Below are 18,541 nucleotides of genomic sequence, written 5' to 3'. Positions count from 1 at the left end.
AAATGCCAAAGTTTCGTTGAATATGAACAACGTATTATTAGAAAAAATACTGAATGAAATCGAGCTTCAGACAGAATATCTATTTATCTACAACCACCAAGTCAATATCAATAAAACAGTATCAGTGAATGTGGATAAACAAACCGTCAGTAAAGTTCTCGATAAAATTTTTGCAGATACAGACATTCATTACAGACTTAAAGGCAAACATATCATTCTGTCTCCGGCAACAAATGCGGTAAACGAAACATTGCAGCAAAACCTGACCATAAAAGGTTTGGTAAAAGATACCAAAGGATTGCCCATTATCGGAGCCACAGTGATTGAAAAAGGAACGACCAACGGAACGGCCACCGATATAAACGGGAACTTCACCCTTACAGTGTTATCAGCCAAATCATTACTGGAAATCTCCTATATAGGATATAAAAAAGAGGAGGTTAAAGCAATGATTGGCAAACCCATCTCTATCGTTCTGCACGAAGACAATGAACTGCTTGATGAAATAGTAGTAGTAGGATATGGCTCGCAAGTCAAAGTCAACCTTACTGGCTCGGTAGCATCCATTGATAGCAAAGAGCTGACAGACAGACCGGTTACTTCTGTTTCATCCGGCCTCCAAGGGCTTGTTCCGGGTATGACAGTTACTTCAGGTGAAGGGCGTCCGGGACAAGATGGTGCTTCTATCCTCATCAGGGGATTGGGCACGTGGAATTCCGCATCACCCTATATTCTGATTGACGGTATCCAATCCGGCTCAATGAATCAAATCGACCCCAATGACATTGCCTCCATCTCCGTACTGAAAGATGCCGCTTCGGCCGCTATCTATGGCTCTAAAGCCGCCAATGGAGTGATTCTTATTACCACCAAACGCGGAAAGACCGGACGCGCAACTGTGAACTACTCTGGTAAAATCGGGTGGCAAAAAGCCACAGGATTTGTTGAGCGCATGCACTCCGGCGATGCTGCCGAATACTATAATAAGGCTTTGGAAAATAGCGGAGCCGCCCCCCGATTCACCGAAGAAGAGATTAAGAAATTCAAAGATGGCTCCGATCCTTTTGCTTATCCCGATACCGATTGGAATAAATTGGGATTTGACGGCAGCGGCTTTATGAACCAACATAACGTAAGCGTATCAGGCGGTAACGAACATGTAAAATACATGACTTCTGCCGGTTTCCTCGACCAAAACGGCATCATGCGCAATTGCAACCGCCGACAATTCAATATGCGCTCCAATATAGACATTGTCCTATCCGATAAGTTTACACTACGCTCCGGCATGTCATATATCAACAATTATTATAAGGATGCCGACAATTCGTATATCGGCGGAGGCTCCGATCAAATCATACGCCAAATCAACCGCATAGCTCCATGGATTCCTTATAAGAACGAAGACGGCACATACGGAACCATCGGTGATGGAAATCCCATAGCATGGCTCGACCTGAACCAGACCATCAACCGGAAAAACCAGAACTTTGCAGGAAACATTGAGCTGGAATACCATATAACAGATGGGCTTCAACTCTCTGCAAAAGGTGCATATACGGGAAACAATCAAGAGTACGATGCTTTCCGTAAAGATATTCAATACAACAAGAACAAGTATCATGGCCCCAATAAACTTAGTTCGAGGGCATACTTTTGGGATCGCGAATCGATCGACTTGCTGCTGAATTATCAGAAGACTTTAGGCAGACACCATCATCTGAAAGCTTTGGCAGGGTATCGCATGGAAGACTACCACTACAAAGAGTTGAGAGGAGAACGCGAGAATTTCCCCAACAACACACTAACAGACCTAAATGCCGGAACAGAATCCACACAAACCAATTCAGGATATACCCGCGCACTGAGCATGATGTCGTACTTCGGACGCATCAATTACGACTACAGGGGACGTTACCTGCTTGAAGCCAACCTCCGTGCCGATGCCTCTTCCCGTTTCAGTCCCGACCATCGGTGGGGATATTTCCCTTCCGTATCGGTGGGGTGGAGAATATCTGAAGAAACGTTTATGAATTGGTCGAAGAAATGGATGGATTCGATGAAGATACGTGCCTCTTGGGGACAGCTGGGTAATCAAAGTGCACTGAACAGTGATAATAGCAATGATTATTACCCGTGGATGGTGACTTACAGCATCGGGCACAATTATCCATTTGACGATACGGTAGAAACCGGTATCGCACAAACGTCACATCGCATATCATCCATTTCGTGGGAGAAATCCACCACGTGGGGAGTGGGAATCGACATGGTTTTGTTGAATGCCGTCGACCTGAGCATCGATTTCTACAATCGTAAGACCACAGATATAATAATGAGCGTTCCCGTACCGGGTACTTTCGGTTTGAAAGCCTATAAGGATAATGTCGGAGCCATGTCCAACCGAGGTCTGGAAATCAGTGTCGGCTATCATAAGGAATGGAAAGACTGGAAGTTCAGAGTAAACGGCAATTGGAGCACCAACCATAACAAGGTTCTCGATTTGGGTGGGGTAGATAAAATGTACGACGGCAATAAGATACACCAAGTAGGGAAACCCTACGCCTCGTTCTACACTTACGAAGCCGACGGTTTATTCAAAACGCAGGAAGAAGCCGATGAGTATACCAAAACTTACGGCAATCCTTTCGGGCCGAAGTTCATGGCCGGAGACATCCGTTACAAAGATACGTCGGGTGACGGTAAACTGACCTCCGCCGACCGTGTCATCGGCAATAGCGAGAAACCGAAGTTTACCTTCGGGCTGAACTTATCGGCAGCATGGAAGAGTCTGGATCTTTCTCTTCTGATGCAAGGAGCTTCGGGTGTTCAGCGCTACTTTACCGAAGAAGTTTTCGGTACTTTTGAGGGAGACACCTCACATCCCTCTACAGCTTGGTTTGATGCATGGTCGCCCGAAAACCCCAATGGTTCATTCCCACGATTGTATTCTGATAAAAATTCATCCAGTCGCCCGGGCAACTACTCCACTTTCTGGCTGTTCTCTACCAATTATCTGCGAATAAAGAATATACAGCTGGGATGGACACTTCCCAAAGCATATACGGCCCATTTGGGTATAAGCAAAGCCCGTATCTTCTATTCGGGAGAGAATCTGCTGAAGTTCGACAATCTTCCGGTCAATATAGATCCGGAAGCACCTTCCGGCCGCGGTTCGCACTATCCGCAGGTAATGACAAACTCGTTTGGTATAAACATAACCTTTTAATTGAACTACCTATGAAATCATATAAACCGATAGTTTGGGCATCCATCGCCCTGTTATCCACCTCTTCGTGCGACAGCTTCTTGGATAAAGTTCCTCACGATTCCTTATCGCCTTCCACTTTCTGGCAGACAGAGAAAGATGTATACAGTGCCGTTACAGCCTGCTATGAAAAATGGTCGAACCCCGTCGGCTCCGATGACATTCTATTTGCCGATTGCATGTCTGACATTGCCTATAAAGCTTCATCATCGGGCAACTATAAGTTCGTGGCCAACGGCACCATGTCGCAAACCCGTACCATGGCATATTACGACTATTCTCTCATCCGTCGTTGCAACACATTCTTTGCCAAGGCCGATAAAGTGGACTTCGACGAAAAAGTAAAGAACGATTTGTTTGCTCAGGTACGCACCATTCGTGCTTATCGCTATTTCCAAATGAATTTCTGGTATGGTGGCGTACCATTGATTACCGATTTGCCCGAAACAGCGGCAGAAGCCCAGGTGGAAAGAAGTTCCGAAGAGAAAATAAAAGAGTTTGTCTACAATGAACTGGATCAAGCCATCCCGATGCTGAACATAAAACCTGCACAAAAAGGGCGTATCGCTCGAGGTACAGCTTTGGCCGTCAAAATGAGGGCTGCCTTGTATTGGGGAGATTATCAGAAAGCGCGCGAAGCGGCTAATGCCATCAGGCAACTGGATATGTACGAATTAGACCCTGATTTTCTCGAAATGTTCAGCCTGCAAGGACAAACTTCAAAAGAAATAATCTACGCCATGCAGCACGTGCCTACCACGTTTCCGTTCGAGAACTGCATCCGACTTTTCAACAACGCCGACGGAGGATGGGCTTCGATGGTGCCTACAAGCAACCTCGTAGACATGTTCGAAATGAAGAATGGCCTGATGCCTGACGAACCTGATTCCGGATATGACCCCGAACATCCGTTTGCCAATCGCGACCCGCGTCTTGCTCAAACCGTCATATATCCGGGTATGGACTGGTTAGGTAAAAATGGAAAAATCAGAGTTTTCAATACATTGGACAAGAAAATCAATGGAGCATCGAATCCCGATTTTTACAATGCCTCGAACAATGCTTCAAAAACAGGAATGATATGGGCCAAATACACCGTGCCAATTTCTCAATATTCAGCGTCGCTGAGCAACGAAGCCTTATGCCCCATCCTGTTTAGATATGCAGAGGTACTGCTCACCATTGCCGAAGCCAATGTGGAACTGAACGAAAACCTTGACGAAGCCCTCGATATAATCGATCAATTACGTGTACGTGGCGGTATGAGTAAGGTGAATCGTTCGAAATATGTGGATCAGAAGAGCATCCGTGCTTTGGTGCGCCGCGAACGTACCATCGAACTGGCCGGCGAAGGTATGCGCCGTGCCGACATTGTCCGTTGGAAAGACGATAATGGCAAAATGGTAGCTCATACAGTACTGAACGGAACGCTTTATAGAATAATAGGTACAGTGAATGGGAAAGAAAGCAACCCTGAGATGCGTGCCCGTATAGAACCGCGCACATCGGCCAATGAGAAGCAGTGCCGCATCGAAGACCGTGTATTCAACGACCACAACCGCTATCTGCCTTTCTCGCTAAGCGAGCTTGAAAAGAATCCGAAGTTAAAACAGAATGACGGCTATGCAAACTAGTAATTAACAACATGAGATGGCAGATGACTTACTCGTTTTTGGGATAATCTGCCACCTCTTCTAATTTTTATTTTATGAAAAGGATCTTTTTTCTCTGGATATACACACTGGTAACAGGCTTTGTATATTCGCAAACAATCGAACAAGTAATCACAGAAAACCGTTCGCTGACAGCCAACAACTATCAGGCATATCCCGAACCTACATGGCAACAGTCGCCCGCGCCCCGGGGGTATGTGCCTTTCTACATCAGCACGTACAACCGGCACGGCTCAAGGTTTCTAATCAATCCTAAAGACTACACCTACCCGCAGCAAGTGCTGGGAAAGGCGGATTCGGCAAACGTCCTTACCTCCGTAGGCAAGCAGACACTGGACATAGTGAACAGAATGAATGCCATGGCCGAAAAACGTCTGGGCGAATTGACTCCTGCCGGCGCTCGCCAACACAGAGGCATAGCCCGAAGAATGTATCATAACTTCCCCGAAGTCTTTGCCGACAGCGCAGGAATAGATGCGCGCTCCACCATCGTCATCCGCTGCATCTTGTCCATGATGAACGAATGCATGGAGTTGCAGGGACTGAATCCCGCTTTGCGCATATCGACCGACGCCAGCCTGCACGACATGCCTTACCTGAACAGGGATAACGCCAAACTGAACGAGCTCTCGCACCTGCCCGAAGCCGAAGCCACCCGCCGCTACATCGCCCAAAAGTACGTACACCCGCAAAGGCTGATGGCTGCGTTGTTCAGCGACTCACTCTTCGTGAAACAGCACGTAGAGCCCGCACGGCTGATGAACAACCTCTTCGACATAGCCTGCAACATGCAAAGCCACGACACCGATATGGAGCTGTATTCGCTCTTTACCACCCGTGAGTGCATTGACCTGTGGAGTAAGAACAACATATCGTGGTACCTCTATGGCGGCGCGGCTCCTCAAACCAAAGGATGGATGCCCTATAAGGAGGCGGAACTCCTGCGTAACATTCTCCGTACTGCCGACGAATTCCTCGCCACGGGCCGGCACGGTGCCACGCTGCGCTTTGGGCACGAGTCCTGCCTGCTGCCTCTGGTCGCCTTGCTTGAACTGGAACACTACGGCAGGACGTACACCGACATGGACAGTCTGGCGGAGCACTGGCGCTCGTTTGAGGTCTTCCCCATGGCTTCAAACGTCCAGTTCGTCTTTTACCGGAAACCCGGCAGCGATGATATCTTGGTCAAAGTCCTGCTCAACGAGAAAGAAAGGCACATGCCCGTATCCACCGACATGTATCCCTACTATCATTGGAAAGACGTCAAGCAATACTATGACGTCAAGTTGCGCAAATACGACGAGAGCGAATATAAGAACTGAATGAAACCGTACTTCCTCGATGACTGAGAAGTGTTGGACGAAGTTTCGTCAAGAGTATGTTATGAGTGGAGAATGAAAAGAAGTATCGGATAAAATTCTGTATCCATGCATAACATACCGCTTTCCAGTACTATTTCTTCAACAAGAACCGCTCGGCACGTCCCGGAGTGAAAAGCTCCCACAGGGAAGCAACCGTCCAGCCCGGCGCGAAGATATTGTTGTAATATCCCTTTCCGTTGCGTCCGTAATCCCAATTGGTGTGTTGCACTACTTCAGGGTAGTAGCCGGCCTTCGCAATGCCGCACATGTGCCCTTCATAGGGGAGCAACTGCCGCATGGAGGTGGAAATCACCCCGGCAAAGTCGGAAAAACGAGGTTCGTCGTACTGTTTGGAAAGCCAGTTCAACACATCGGCAAACTCGAAAACAAATACATCGATGTGGTTGTTCTCAACCGACACGTTGCCCCATCCACGGGTTTTCAAACCGATATCGCCCAGCATCTGACCTTGGGCAAAGGGGACATCCCAAGTGTAATACCAAGACAAGGCGAAATAAGCGGCTTTCTTGGCCAAGCCGGCATAGTGTGCACGTTCTTCGCCTTTGGTGACCAAAGCCAGGTAGTAAGCGGCCGTGGCAGCATACAGAGAAGCCTCCTTGTCCTCGCAATTAGCATCCAGTGTAGATGAGAAGTAATCGGCTTTGGATATCAGTTCTTTCTCTAAGTACTGCACCGTGCGTTTGGCACTTGCCAGATAGCGTTTGTCCTTGAAATACTTGGAAGCCATCACCAAGGGCAATGTGGCCGAGGGGGTACTGCCGCCGCTGCCATCTACAATGGAAAAATCGTCCTTGAACTTGCGCGGGAAACTGCCGTCCTCGTTCTGCAATTTGAGGAAATTGTCCAACATGCTTTTGATACGCTTCTCCCATTCGGGATGACTTCGTTTTTGCTGTTTCTCGTAATTCAGATAGTTCAGAATGGCATACACGCCTTCGGATTGACGGCGGATGCTGTGGTGAGGTTCTTTGAAGCCACGGTTGTAGTGTACCACCTCGTTAAAGAAGCCGGCCTGCGAAAATCCGTTTTGAAGATATGTATCGAAGATGTTGTTGGCATTCTTTGCCAATTCGGGGCGATTCTTCAACATACCGTATTCCAATGCATTGAAAGCATTGAGCAAAGTGCGTCCCACAAAACCGACTTCTGCCACATCCGTATTGGCACAAGTGGCTGTCTCCAGTTCAACACCCGAATAATAATAGGTGGGCGTATTGTCGACATAACTCTCCACAAAGAAGTTGCTCATCACTTCCTTCATCCGGTCTACGGTGTAAGGGGTTTCCACCGGTTTCGGACGATTGGTGTCATAACTGTACTCCCACGTGCGCTGCACGCATTCCGAGAAATCGGCCGCATCGCGTTCGGAAAGCTCCCAAGTCAGCGAAATGCTTTCGCCCTTACGAAGTAGTTGGAAAGCCTCAACGGCAGGAGCCAACGTCAATTTGCGGATATAGGTCTTTGGTGCCTCTTTATAAGGAAAGCCATAAGCAAGTACCGTCATTCCGTCCACATTCAGGAATCCGGTGTAGCCGATGGAGGTTTCTCCGGACAATATCACTTCGCCCTCTTTATGGGTGGACAAGGCTTCTTTGTCGAACTTATCAATGCGGATGACTGACATGGATTTCCCGTCGACGGGATTGAAAGCTGCCGTCAGCGGGCTGCTCAGACGGTCTTCGCGTACCAGCCAACTGTCCGAAGTATGGAACGAAGGCGCTTCTTTCGGCGAACGCAGATTGCGGCGATACCAGAAGCCGGGCATATAGAATTGGCTTTGGGCATGCTTATAGGCCGTTTTCACCTGTTCTCCATAATTGAAATAAACATCCTCCACGGCTTTGATAACCACCGTGAGGCGCTGCCTGCCATCCACATCCTCTACAGTACGGGTAATGGTCAACGGCAATTCTTCCGAAGCCCGACAGCTATACATACTGCCTTGCTGTTTTTCAAGAACCAATGAATATCGCTTGGCTGCATTTCCCGGAACTTTCAAGGAAACAGAGGCCGACACGTCTCCGACTCCAACATTCATGGCCTCCACACTTGTAATACTAATCAAAAGCACTATCCCTGCAACTAAATTTTTTAATCTCATCATAAGTATGTCTTTTTTATTTATTCATAATTATCGGCTGATATCTCTCTTATTCAGCGTTGTGTAAATACCGGTTTATGTGATTCTGTCGAAGGGCTGTTCCCCTCTACTGACGGCCACCCGTTTTTCCATTCTATTTGGTCCATCATCAGTACCCGCCCTTCGGGTTTCTTTGTACTCACGGCATGGTAGAAAATCCAATCGCTACCGGCATCGTCGGTCACAATCTCCGAGTTGTGTCCTGTTCCCACAAAGGAGTTATTCTTCCCTATGAGGACTTCGTGCTTATTGTCGAGCATGCGCCCGCCGTTCTTGTCCACATAAGGTCCGAAAAGGCTTTCGGAACGTCCTACAACCGTGGTATAAGTACTCTTCAACCCCTCGCAGCAACTGCCTATGGAGGCAAAGAGATAATAATAACCGTCTTTCTTATGGATATAAGTACCCTCGTAGGCCGTGCCCGCCACTTGACGCGGCACAGCACCCTCTTTCAGAAAAAGTCCGTCATCCGAAAGTTCGATGGCATAAATTCCCCGGAAACTACCCCAAAACAGATATTTTTTCCCGGCCTCTTCTATATAGAAAGGGTCAATGGAGTTTTGCACATTGATTTCATTGCTACGAAACATCTTGCCATGATCCGTGAAAGGGCCTTCGGGCTTATCGGCTGTGGCGCAACCTATGCCACACGTCCACTCGCCTCCCCATACAGACATGGAGTAGTACAACACATATTTATCGCCTATCTTATTGATGTCCGGCGCCCACAAACCGCCTTTCTCCTCGAAGGTGGGGCGGGTATGATTGGTAAAGGCAGTGCCCACATAATCCCAGTCGACCAGATTCTTGGAACGGTGAATGGGCAGGTTGCGGATATCTTCGGTGGCATAGAGGTAGAAATAGCCGTCATTGGCCTTTATGACCGAGGGGTCGGGCAGGCTGTAATCTATCACCGGGTTGCGGTACACATTCTTCGGCTGTTCGGCCGGTGTTTCTTCCTTAGCCGATGTTGACGAAGAACAAGCCGTCAGGCTGCATAGCAGGCATAATTCAAAGAAAATCTTCATACGCATGTTTCCTGTTTTTATACGATTTCATTTCACGACCTTGGGGGTCATATATTCCTTACTGATTCTCATACGCTCCACCCCATCCACTTTCTCAAAACAGACATCGCTGATATACATGGCACGCGGATGGATGTTGCTTTTATCCTTGTGCGCATGGAAAACGATGCGGAGCTTTCCGGCCTTGTCCGTAAACATGGCGCTATGCCCCACTCCTACCAGCTCGCCGGGTTTCTGCAAAAGCGGATTTTCATCGTACTTGGTCCATGTCCCCATCACGTCGGTGGCCGTGGCGCAACCTATGCCATAGAAAGGGCTCTCGTAGCTGTTGGCTGAATAGGTCATATAATAGAGCCCGTTGCGCTTCATTACAAACGGCCCTTCGTTGACACGCGGCCAGACCTCCTCCCATGCCTGCGAAACATGAATGCAAGGGTGCATGGTCTCTGTTTTAATCGTAACGAGGTCTTTTTCAAGCTCGGCCACCCAAATGTTAAGCCCGTCGTTGAAACGGTCGAAAAACAAGTAAGGCGTGCCGTCATCGTCGACGAACAGAGAGTTGTCGATGCATTTCTCGCCGGCAATCATAGGCTGCTTCTCGCTCTGTACAAAAGGCCCTTCAGGCTTATCGGCCGTGGCCACGCAGATGTGTTCGTCGGCGGAATAGTACATGTAGAACTTCCCATCGACCTCGTAGACCTCCGGAGCCCAGAACCAACGATCGGCCCATACATCTTTCTTGTTCAGTGCCATACCTTTGTATTTCCAAGTCTGCAAGTCATCCGAGGTATATACTTCAATGCCATCTGCGGCATTCGTGCCATAGGCATAATAAGTGTCGCCATGCAACATGATAAACGGGTCGCCGAAAAGCACCGGTGTTTCAACGCCCTCGACAACGATGTCGTCCACATTCTTGTATTCCGAAGAACACGACTGGCAGGAAGTCAGTACAGCCAGCAGAAACAGATACATACTTATAAAATTCTTCTTCATGACTATTTTCTTATGATATTCTTTTAAGATAAATAATTACTAAAAACGCGTTTCTCTATCTCCCTCGTATAGAGAGGGGGGCTAAGTAGTATACTTAGATACCCTAAGTCGTATACTTAGGCACCCTAAGTCCTATACTTAGATAGGCTCTATTTAGGTTTGCTGATAATCAATCTGTTACAAGAACGTCTCACGGTGTATATTTTTTAGGACAAAACACCGTCCCGACGCCCGGTTAAGGTTGCACCTAACGAAAAGGCTGCCCGATGTGGTAATACAATACTCCCTTATAGGTCGGAGCGCCGCTTTCCGCACAGAATCCGATGCGGGATGCAGGATACCGGATACCAATGGCACTCATTTCCTTGCCGTCGACCAAGAGATACAGTTTCCCGCCCCGGCGCACCACACGGAAATTGTAGGATGCCTTCAGCATCTCGTGTATACCGATTTTATAGATATGGCGTTTCAAATCTTCCGCATCCTTATTGATGAACCGGATTCTTTCAGCTTTCACCGGGGAAAAAGACAAACGGTTATAAGCCGGATGCCGTGGGTCGACCCCCGCACCCTGCACATCTATCGGATGCCACTCACCGTTACTCAAATAATCCACCGTGAACTTACTGAACATGTCTTCCACAAACCGGGACTTGTCATCGGCTTCGTGGCGATTCAAGTAGAGGGCATCCACCCATGCAGGTGTAGCAAAACAGTAAGATTTCTCGATGAAATCGGTATATTTCACATCCGGATAGACCGTTTGCAGGCATTCCAACGGGAAGTCTTCGCGCCAAGTGGTTTTTCCTTTTTTCACGGCAATCACCTCAAGCATACGGGTCGTGCCGTTGAACCGGGCCTTCACATAATTATCCTTGTCTACATAAACCGGATAGCAGCCTGCCACGTCTTGTTCGGAAAAGCCGGACAACTGAAAGCTGAACTCATAATCGTTCAGGAAATCCCCCTTCAACATCTCCGCCTCCTCCGCAAGCTGCCATTCCATATCGTCGAAACCGATAGTATAGACAGCGCCCTCGAACAAGGCGTCTCTCTTCTCGTCAAACACGCCGGGAACTCCCTCCTCCTGGGCGGGAATAATTTCCGTAAAGATATGTTTTCCCGGTGCAGGAATCTCGTCCAACCAGACTTTTATGCATCCTCCGTTACGCTCGATGCGCCAATGATGGTAAACACCCCAGCGAAAATCAGTAGGCAAGGTAAAAAAATCTTTCTTCTCTTCGCCATTGATACGGGTGCGCATATACCAGCATCGATGGCCGGCATCCAAGCCAACATAAGCGCAATTGTCGGCATCTTTCCACCATGCAACGACACCGGCTTCGGCTTTTGTCTTAATCCCCGTCTCGAACAGATAGGCAACAGACGCTTGCACCCCCTGCAACACACCGAACGAAGATGTTTCGGCCATTCGGGCAAAAGTAGGTAAAGCAGGCTTCGGATGATAGCCCTTTGTACGAGGCCCGGTTATGCCGTCCACATACATCGTTTTATCAAAAAACTGTATGCGGTCGATATACTGCCCGCGATGTTCGTTGTTTTTGTTTGCCATATAAATCAACCACCACTCAAACCCATTCGGCCCTCTCAGAATATTGGGCTGTCCGGGTGTCATCAGTATATCATCGGACACATCGTTCTTCATGTCGAACAAAGCGACATCAAAGAACTGCGAACTTTTTCCTCTCCTTGTCTCCACGGCAAGAAGGTTCGCTCCTTCTTTCAGGGCAGCACGCAATTTCCCATCAAGATTGACGATGCAATAATCACGCCCCTGCTTCTCATAAACCGGCGTACCGTTCAGATAAATCTTAGTATCTCCGTCGTGAGCCACCCGCAAAGCCAGATTGCCAACCTGCTTACCGGCGGAAAAGGCTTTACGCAACCACAGAGCAGGCGATTTCCACCAAGTACCCATGCGCCGAACCGTAGAACCTTTCACCTCGTCGGACGAAAAACCTGTTTCTCCTTTCTTCCAGCCCGAAGCCTCATAGGTTTCCTTTGTCCAGTCTCCTTCCGGCATGTTTTCCGTATAAGCAAACAGCGGCTCATACGCATCGCCATACCGCAATAAGTCTACATACTTCTCTTCGAGTTCTGCCTGATTGCATCCCACAACCGGATGACTATATTTACTACCATTTTGAAAACCTAAAGGAGAGTCGGCCTCGGCCACTCCCAACTGATAATTGCCCCATTCCGTAGAGGTGTGGTTGGCATTGTACATCATGTAATAACGTCCTCTGTATTTCATTACCCAAGGGCCTTCCGCCACCCTGTTATCCATCGTCTCCCATGTATCGGGCAACGAAGCGAACTGGCATACGGGCTCGCCGTCAAACTCTGCCGGGTTCTTCATCTTGCGCCCCCATATCGTATTCCCATCCGTGAAGCGCACCATATACATGTATAATTGTCCGTCGTCATCCTTAAAAACCATCGGGTCGATACGGTTATCCATCCAAGTTTTCTTATTCGGCTCGACATAAGGCCCCAAGGGCTCTTTGCTTTGCGCATGTGAGATATGAACGACATGCTTATCCTTCCCCCAGTAATTGACAGACCAATACAGATGAAAATCGCCGTTCAGGTAGCGGATGTCATTGGCATGAATCTGGTCATTCCCGGCTCCGGTGCCTTTTGTCCATTCATTATCCATCGAAAGGACATGGACAGGCCTCCCCCAATGAACCAAATCATCCGAAACATAAAAGTCTCCATTCGTATGCACGCCGCCGATATAATATTTGCCGTTGTACTTCATCACACCGGCATCCGCCACTCCGGGAAGTACCGGATTTAGGACGTTCTGTGCAAACAGTGTGCTGCAACAAGCAAAAGCCAGTAATAATATGGTTTTTCTACAAATAAGCATGTGCCACATAAAAATTAAGGGAAAAGGCTATGCCGGAAATCTCTGAATGAGCAGGAATTTCCAGACACAGCCTTCCTTGAATTATCAATAACCCGGATTCTGATTCAGGTGCATCACACCATCCACCGTGCTGTTCATCACCTCGTCTCTCGGAATGGGCAAACGTCTGTGCTTGCCAATGATAAAGTTGTTGAAATCCTTGTCACGAGCTTTCAGCTCATCGATACCTGCCTGAGAATCGAGCAATCCCCAACGCTTCAAATCGGCCCAACGCCATCCCTCGAAACAAAGCTCCAATGAACGCTCTGTCTGAAGACGTTTGATAAAGGCATCCTTTGAATTCAAGCAGTCTTTCCATTGGCTGTTTTGCAGTTTAACCAATCCTGCACGCTCTCTGACCTTATCTACATAAGCGGCGGCATCTGCTGCGCTGCTCCCTGTCTCGACCAAGCATTCTGCATAATTCATCAGGATATCGGCATAGCGCATGATGCGGTAGTTGTTGCGTGCAAAATAATCTTCCGCGCCACGATAATAGAAAGTGTTATACTTGCGGATATAACAATCCTCCGGGTCCGTTCCCCATCCGTCGTTCCAATCCGCATTCTCAAACTTGTAATATTTCTTAGAAAAATCGGGGAAGTCATGCGAGAATCCTCGATAAAGAATGCTGCTATACAAGCGCAAGTCGTTCTGCCCATCAGCACGCTTCTCTTTCAAGAACTCGTCTACCAGCCAACGACGAGCCTTTCCGTCGCCCCAACCGATACCGCCGGGAGCATAGAATTGGGTACGCTGAAAGCCGAACGCCATGCTGGCGTCATTGCCCGTACCACCTTTGTTCTTGTCATCGAACTGAATTTCAAAGATGCCTTCCTTGTTGTTCTCGTCCAAATCGGTAAAGTTATCTTCGCGATTATCGATAAGACCATACAAAGAACCTTCCTTGTCAATCAGCCATTGCAACTGTTCTTTTGCCTTGTCATATTTGTGTTGCTGCATATAGGCTTTGCCCAGCAGGGCTTTCGCAGCCCCCTTGGTGGCACGCCCCAGATTGGCCGCATCCCAAGATTCGGGCAAATATTGCATGGCAAAAGTCAAATCTTTTTCTATCTGGTCCCATATCTCCTGTTCGGAAGCGTCTTCCGGGATGTAGGTGGCATCCTTTGGCTCAAGAGGCATGGTGCCTTTGTCCCACAACAGATTGACTTGGAAATACCACAAAGCCCTCAGGAACGAGGCTTGTGCCAATACCCGGTTTTTCGTCGTCTCGTCCATCTCTATTTTAGGAACATAGGTCAACACTTGGTTGCAACGGAAAATGCCCACATAGAAATGTTCCCAATGGATGGTATTCCCTTCATAAAAATTATAGTTGTTATAGAGGAAGCGAGTCCAGTCGCCCAACTCAATCCACGGAGAAGAGCTCCACCCTTCATCAGAAGTCAAATCGTAACGGAACGAGAGCCAACGCATCCATGTCCCTTCCTTATAAAGAAAGCTGTAACAAGCATTTACACCGGCTGTAGCATCCTCCGGCTTGTTCCAATAAGTGACGTTAGTAACTTCGTTCGGATTATCGATATCCAGTAAATCAGAGTTGCATCCGGTGCAGAACGTCATTGCACCGGCCAGCATCAATCCGTAATATATCTTTTTCATAATTTCTAAAATGATTTAAAAGTTAAAAGGTCAAATCTAATCCAAACATTACCGAACGAGTGTTGGGGTAAGCAAAGCCATCCGTACCACTGTTCCAAACAGGATTCGCCCCCTTAAAGTCCGGATCCAAGCCTGAATAACCGGTGATTGTAATCAGGTTGCTTCCGGTGGCAAACAGACGAAGTTTCTCAACGCCCAGATTCGTCAGCCACTTCTGCTTGAAGTTATATCCCACAGAAATGTTCTTCATACGGAAATAAGAACCGTTCTCCAAGAAGCGGTCGGCATCGCGGGAGTTGCGGAAGTCGCCATATATGATACGCGGCGTATCGGAGTCGGGATTCACCTGATAGGGCTCTTCGCCTTTCTTGAAACGGATATAATTGGAGTTGTCGGCAAACAGACGTCCTTGCCAACGGGGAACATTGTATATCTTATTACCGAACTGGCCGTTCCACATCATGCTGAAGTCGAAATTCTTCCACTCGGCATTGAACACCAACGACATTTGCATCTTGGCCCACGGGCTGCCGCAATAATCGCGGTCGGCATCGGTGATTTCGCCATCATCGTTCAAGTCGAGGTATCTCACATCGCCCAACTTCGGACGCTTTCCTTCGATGATAATAGGAGTCCCTTTCGAGGTTACATAACGATCGATTTCTTCTTGTGTCTTGAAAATTCCGTCCGTTTTTCTCAGATAGAACTCGGCCAACGACCTGCCCGGTTTCGTTCTTGCCTGACCAGAGTCGATAAAGTCCCTTTCAGTATCGTCACGTCCGAGGCTCAACACCTCGTTGCTCATCGTTGTTACATTCAGCAAAGCACTGTATTTGAGGTCCGACACCTGATCTTTCCAGCCCAACGTTATTTCAAAACCTTTGTTGCGCAAGCTGGCTGCATTCTTCCACGGTGAGCCACCTTGATTACCGGTGGAAATGGCTATCGGAGTCTCGGCCAATACGTCGCTGGTCTTGGAGTTATAATATTCCGCGCTGACAGTCAGCCGCTGGTTCAGGAAGCTGGCATCAAAACCAATATTCACTGTTTCTTTTGTTTCCCACACAAGGCCGGTATTCACTAGTTTCACTTGAGTGGAACCGGGAACAATGGTTCCGCCAAACACGGTCACGATACTTTGATTGATGGTTCCGATATAGTCCCAATCGCCGATGGAGGCATTACCCAGCCGTCCCCAGTTTCCTCTAATCTTCAAGTCATTAATCCATGATACGTCAAAGAAGTCTTCTTTCGATATTCTCCAAGCACCAGAGAAAGATGGGAAGTTGCCCCAACGGTTTTCCTTCGCCAAACGGGAAGTGCCGTCGCGACGGAAAGTGGCAGTCAAATAGTATCTGTCGTCGTAGATATAGTTCGCACGTCCCAGATAAGAAATCATCGCATTCTTGCTGATGGCATTAGAATTCTGTTGGTTACTTTGTCCGGCATTCAATACGGTGAGATAACCATTGTTGCCAAGCATCGGGAAGTTCAGACGCGAAGCCCAAAGCCCTTCCCATTCATGGTGTTGATAGGTTGTACCCACCACAGCGTCCACATGATGTTTGCCAAAGTCTTTGTTGAAGTTCAACGTGTGCTCTATCAGCATGTTGTAAGTATTATCACGAGCTTTCTGGCTTTCCGGATCGCGATGCTCTTGGTTCTGAGTCCAGTTACCCTCACCGCGGAACCATGAATTCTCATAGAAATAGAGGTCGACACCGCCGTTGAATTTATAAGAAAGGAAATTGAAAGGTTTGAACTCCAACCATACAGAACCATTCAAGCGATTCTGACGATAATGGCGGTATTCCAAATCCTCACGCGCAATCGGGTTCACACCGAACGTATTGTATTTGGAAGCGTCGCCGTAACCATACCCTCCCGGATTATTCTCATCATAGATAGGAATGGTAGGCATCATACGCAAAAAGTCATTGTATGTATTTGTCTGGTTCGGGTCTGTGTTCGTCAGTGAATAAGCCATGTTTTCACCGAAAGAGAACCAACCCTTTTTGCCTTGCGTGTTTACGCGGAAGCTGTAACGGTCGAACGTATTTCCATAAGACACACCATTGTTTTTGTAATATCCGGCGGAGAGGAAATAGTTGCCGGAATCGCCTCCACCGGAGAGAGATACGTTGTAGTCCTGCACCAAAGCCGTCTTCAGTACTTCGTCCTGCCAGTTGGTATCATACGGCGAGTGCTTCTGGGTGCTGTTTACGGTGGCAATGCCATCCTTAATGGCTTCATTGTAGGCAATATCATTATATTTGATGTATTCCGCCGCATTCATCAGGTCGTACTTCGGACTCCATTCCAACGTTTCCTTTACACTGACATTCACCTTCATGGGGCCTTTTGCACCTTTCTTGGTAGTAACGATGATTACACCGTTGGCTGCACGAGAACCATAGATGGCCGCCGCAGAAGCATCTTTCAATATCTGGATGGATTCTGCATCTGCCGGGTTGAAATCAACGCCCGGATCGGTAATCATTCCGTCGACAACCCACAGCGGGGAGTTATTGCTTAAAGACCCTACACCGCGAATCTGAATGGAAGCATCCTCTCCTGCCCGTCCGCTGCTACGCACGTTCACACCGGTGGCCAAGCCTTGCATCTGGCTGACAAGCGTTCCGGCAGCGCTTTTTTTCATTTCTTTGGTGTCTACCACAGCCACGGCCCCGGTCAGGTCGGACTTCTTAACTGTCTGATAGCCGATGACAACGACTTCTTCCAAAGCCTTCGCATCATCTTGCATCACCACATGCAGCGCAGTTCCTTTGTAGACCACCTCCTGACTAATCATACCGATATAAGAGAAGACAAGCGTACTCCCTCTCTTTCCGCTTACAGAGAAATTACCGTCGATGTCGGTAATAGCACCCGTAGTAGTTCCTTTCACCACTACATTCACACCCGTCAAGGGTTCTTTATTTGCATCCGTCACCGTTCCCGTTATAGTCACATCTTGTGAATAAGCGGTAGCTGCAAACAAAACGAAGAATAAGAATAAGATTTTCTTGATCATTTTTTATAGAATTAGATTTTCAAACTGTACGGAAATCAAGATCCGCTTTCTTATTGCAAATATATCCGCATCAAGACAAACCGAATGCAAATATCGCTTCAAACAATACAATTATAAAACCAAAAAAGCCTCCGGGAGGTTACCCTGAAGGCTTTTGGCGGAATTGTTCTATTTTAGTGATTCCATTTTATCATTTACCTGAATTCGGGATAAGAAACAGGGTCGATAACCTCACCCGGAGATTCTTGTGTTTTCAAGTTAAATCTCATTGGTTATCAGGTATTTGTGTCCGTCTTGTCAGAGGCTTGTGTCTGACGGCTCAAACACAGGTGTCTGACGGCTCAAACACTGGTGTCTGTCGGCTTAAACACAAGTGTCTGTCACGGCAAAGGATTGTAGCTGTCAAAACAGGAGGAGGGCGGTTGGTCTGAAAGGCTCTTTTCTCTTTTGCCTAATCTCGTT

General features: G+C 47.8%; 9 protein-coding genes. 3 read left to right on the top strand and 6 right to left on the bottom strand.

What is annotated here, in order from left to right; genetic code table 11:
- Nucleotides 1-22: 22 nt before the first annotated feature.
- From EV202_RS00510 to EV202_RS00500, 3 genes are all read left to right on the top strand, one after another.
- Nucleotides 23-3,229: a TonB-dependent receptor gene (locus EV202_RS00510; protein ID WP_234878216.1), complete on the top strand. Its 3,207-nt coding sequence runs from the start codon at nt 23-25 to the stop codon at nt 3,227-3,229.
- Between the two features lie 11 nt (nt 3,230-3,240).
- Nucleotides 3,241-4,902 carry a RagB/SusD family nutrient uptake outer membrane protein gene (locus tag EV202_RS00505; protein WP_131924568.1) on the top strand — a complete coding sequence of 554 codons (1,662 nt, stop codon included), beginning with the start codon at nt 3,241-3,243 and terminating at the stop codon, nt 4,900-4,902.
- Nucleotides 4,903-4,976: 74 nt separating this feature from the next.
- Nucleotides 4,977-6,263 (top strand): histidine-type phosphatase, encoded by a 1,287-nt coding sequence (locus EV202_RS00500; RefSeq protein ID WP_131924566.1) that lies wholly within the window; start codon nt 4,977-4,979, stop codon nt 6,261-6,263.
- Nucleotides 6,264-6,393: 130 nt separating this feature from the next.
- Here EV202_RS00500 and EV202_RS00495 read toward each other — a convergent pair whose 3' ends face one another.
- The 6 genes from EV202_RS00495 to EV202_RS00470 all read right to left on the bottom strand — a co-directional run bounded on the left by EV202_RS00495 (nt 6,394) and on the right by EV202_RS00470 (nt 18,079).
- Nucleotides 6,394-8,424, bottom strand: coding sequence for a hypothetical protein (locus EV202_RS00495; RefSeq protein ID WP_131924906.1), 2,031 nt, complete (start codon nt 8,422-8,424; stop codon nt 6,394-6,396).
- A gap of 53 nt (nt 8,425-8,477) precedes the next feature.
- Nucleotides 8,478-9,491: a family 43 glycosylhydrolase gene (locus EV202_RS00490; RefSeq protein ID WP_131924564.1), complete on the bottom strand. Its 1,014-nt coding sequence runs from the start codon at nt 9,489-9,491 to the stop codon at nt 8,478-8,480.
- Between the two features lie 27 nt (nt 9,492-9,518).
- Entirely contained in the window at nt 9,519-10,487 is a 969-nt protein-coding gene (locus EV202_RS00485; protein WP_131924562.1) for a glycoside hydrolase family 43 protein, read from the bottom strand.
- Nucleotides 10,488-10,734: 247 nt separating this feature from the next.
- Nucleotides 10,735-13,383: a family 43 glycosylhydrolase gene (locus EV202_RS00480; RefSeq protein WP_131924903.1), complete on the bottom strand. Its 2,649-nt coding sequence runs from the start codon at nt 13,381-13,383 to the stop codon at nt 10,735-10,737.
- An 84-nt stretch (nt 13,384-13,467) separates the two neighbouring features.
- Nucleotides 13,468-15,045 carry a RagB/SusD family nutrient uptake outer membrane protein gene (locus EV202_RS00475; RefSeq protein WP_131924560.1) on the bottom strand — a complete coding sequence of 526 codons (1,578 nt, stop codon included), beginning with the start codon at nt 15,043-15,045 and terminating at the stop codon, nt 13,468-13,470.
- A gap of 22 nt (nt 15,046-15,067) precedes the next feature.
- Complete coding sequence (locus EV202_RS00470) at nt 15,068-18,079, bottom strand: SusC/RagA family TonB-linked outer membrane protein (protein WP_131924558.1); 3,012 nt, start codon at nt 18,077-18,079, stop codon at nt 15,068-15,070.
- Between the last annotated feature and the right edge of the window lie 462 nt (nt 18,080-18,541).

It is taken from the genome of Prevotella heparinolytica (genome assembly GCF_004342845.1).
Lineage (GTDB): Bacteria > Bacteroidota > Bacteroidia > Bacteroidales > Bacteroidaceae > Bacteroides > Bacteroides heparinolyticus.
This window is presented reverse-complemented; position numbering and strand designations above follow the sequence as displayed.

Coding starts and splice junctions, on each gene's coding strand:
- EV202_RS00495 (WP_131924906.1), bottom strand. CDS start 8,424: ATGAGATTAAAAAATTTAGTTGCAGGGATAGTGCTTTTGATTAGTATT.
- EV202_RS00505 (WP_131924568.1), top strand. CDS start 3,241: ATGAAATCATATAAACCGATAGTTTGGGCATCCATCGCCCTGTTATCC.
- EV202_RS00480 (WP_131924903.1), bottom strand. CDS start 13,383: ATGCTTATTTGTAGAAAAACCATATTATTACTGGCTTTTGCTTGTTGC.
- EV202_RS00470 (WP_131924558.1), bottom strand. CDS start 18,079: ATGATCAAGAAAATCTTATTCTTATTCTTCGTTTTGTTTGCAGCTACC.
- EV202_RS00475 (WP_131924560.1), bottom strand. CDS start 15,045: ATGAAAAAGATATATTACGGATTGATGCTGGCCGGTGCAATGACGTTC.
- EV202_RS00510 (WP_234878216.1), top strand. CDS start 23: ATGAACAACGTATTATTAGAAAAAATACTGAATGAAATCGAGCTTCAG.
- EV202_RS00500 (WP_131924566.1), top strand. CDS start 4,977: ATGAAAAGGATCTTTTTTCTCTGGATATACACACTGGTAACAGGCTTT.
- EV202_RS00490 (WP_131924564.1), bottom strand. CDS start 9,491: ATGAAGATTTTCTTTGAATTATGCCTGCTATGCAGCCTGACGGCTTGT.
- EV202_RS00485 (WP_131924562.1), bottom strand. CDS start 10,487: ATGAAGAAGAATTTTATAAGTATGTATCTGTTTCTGCTGGCTGTACTG.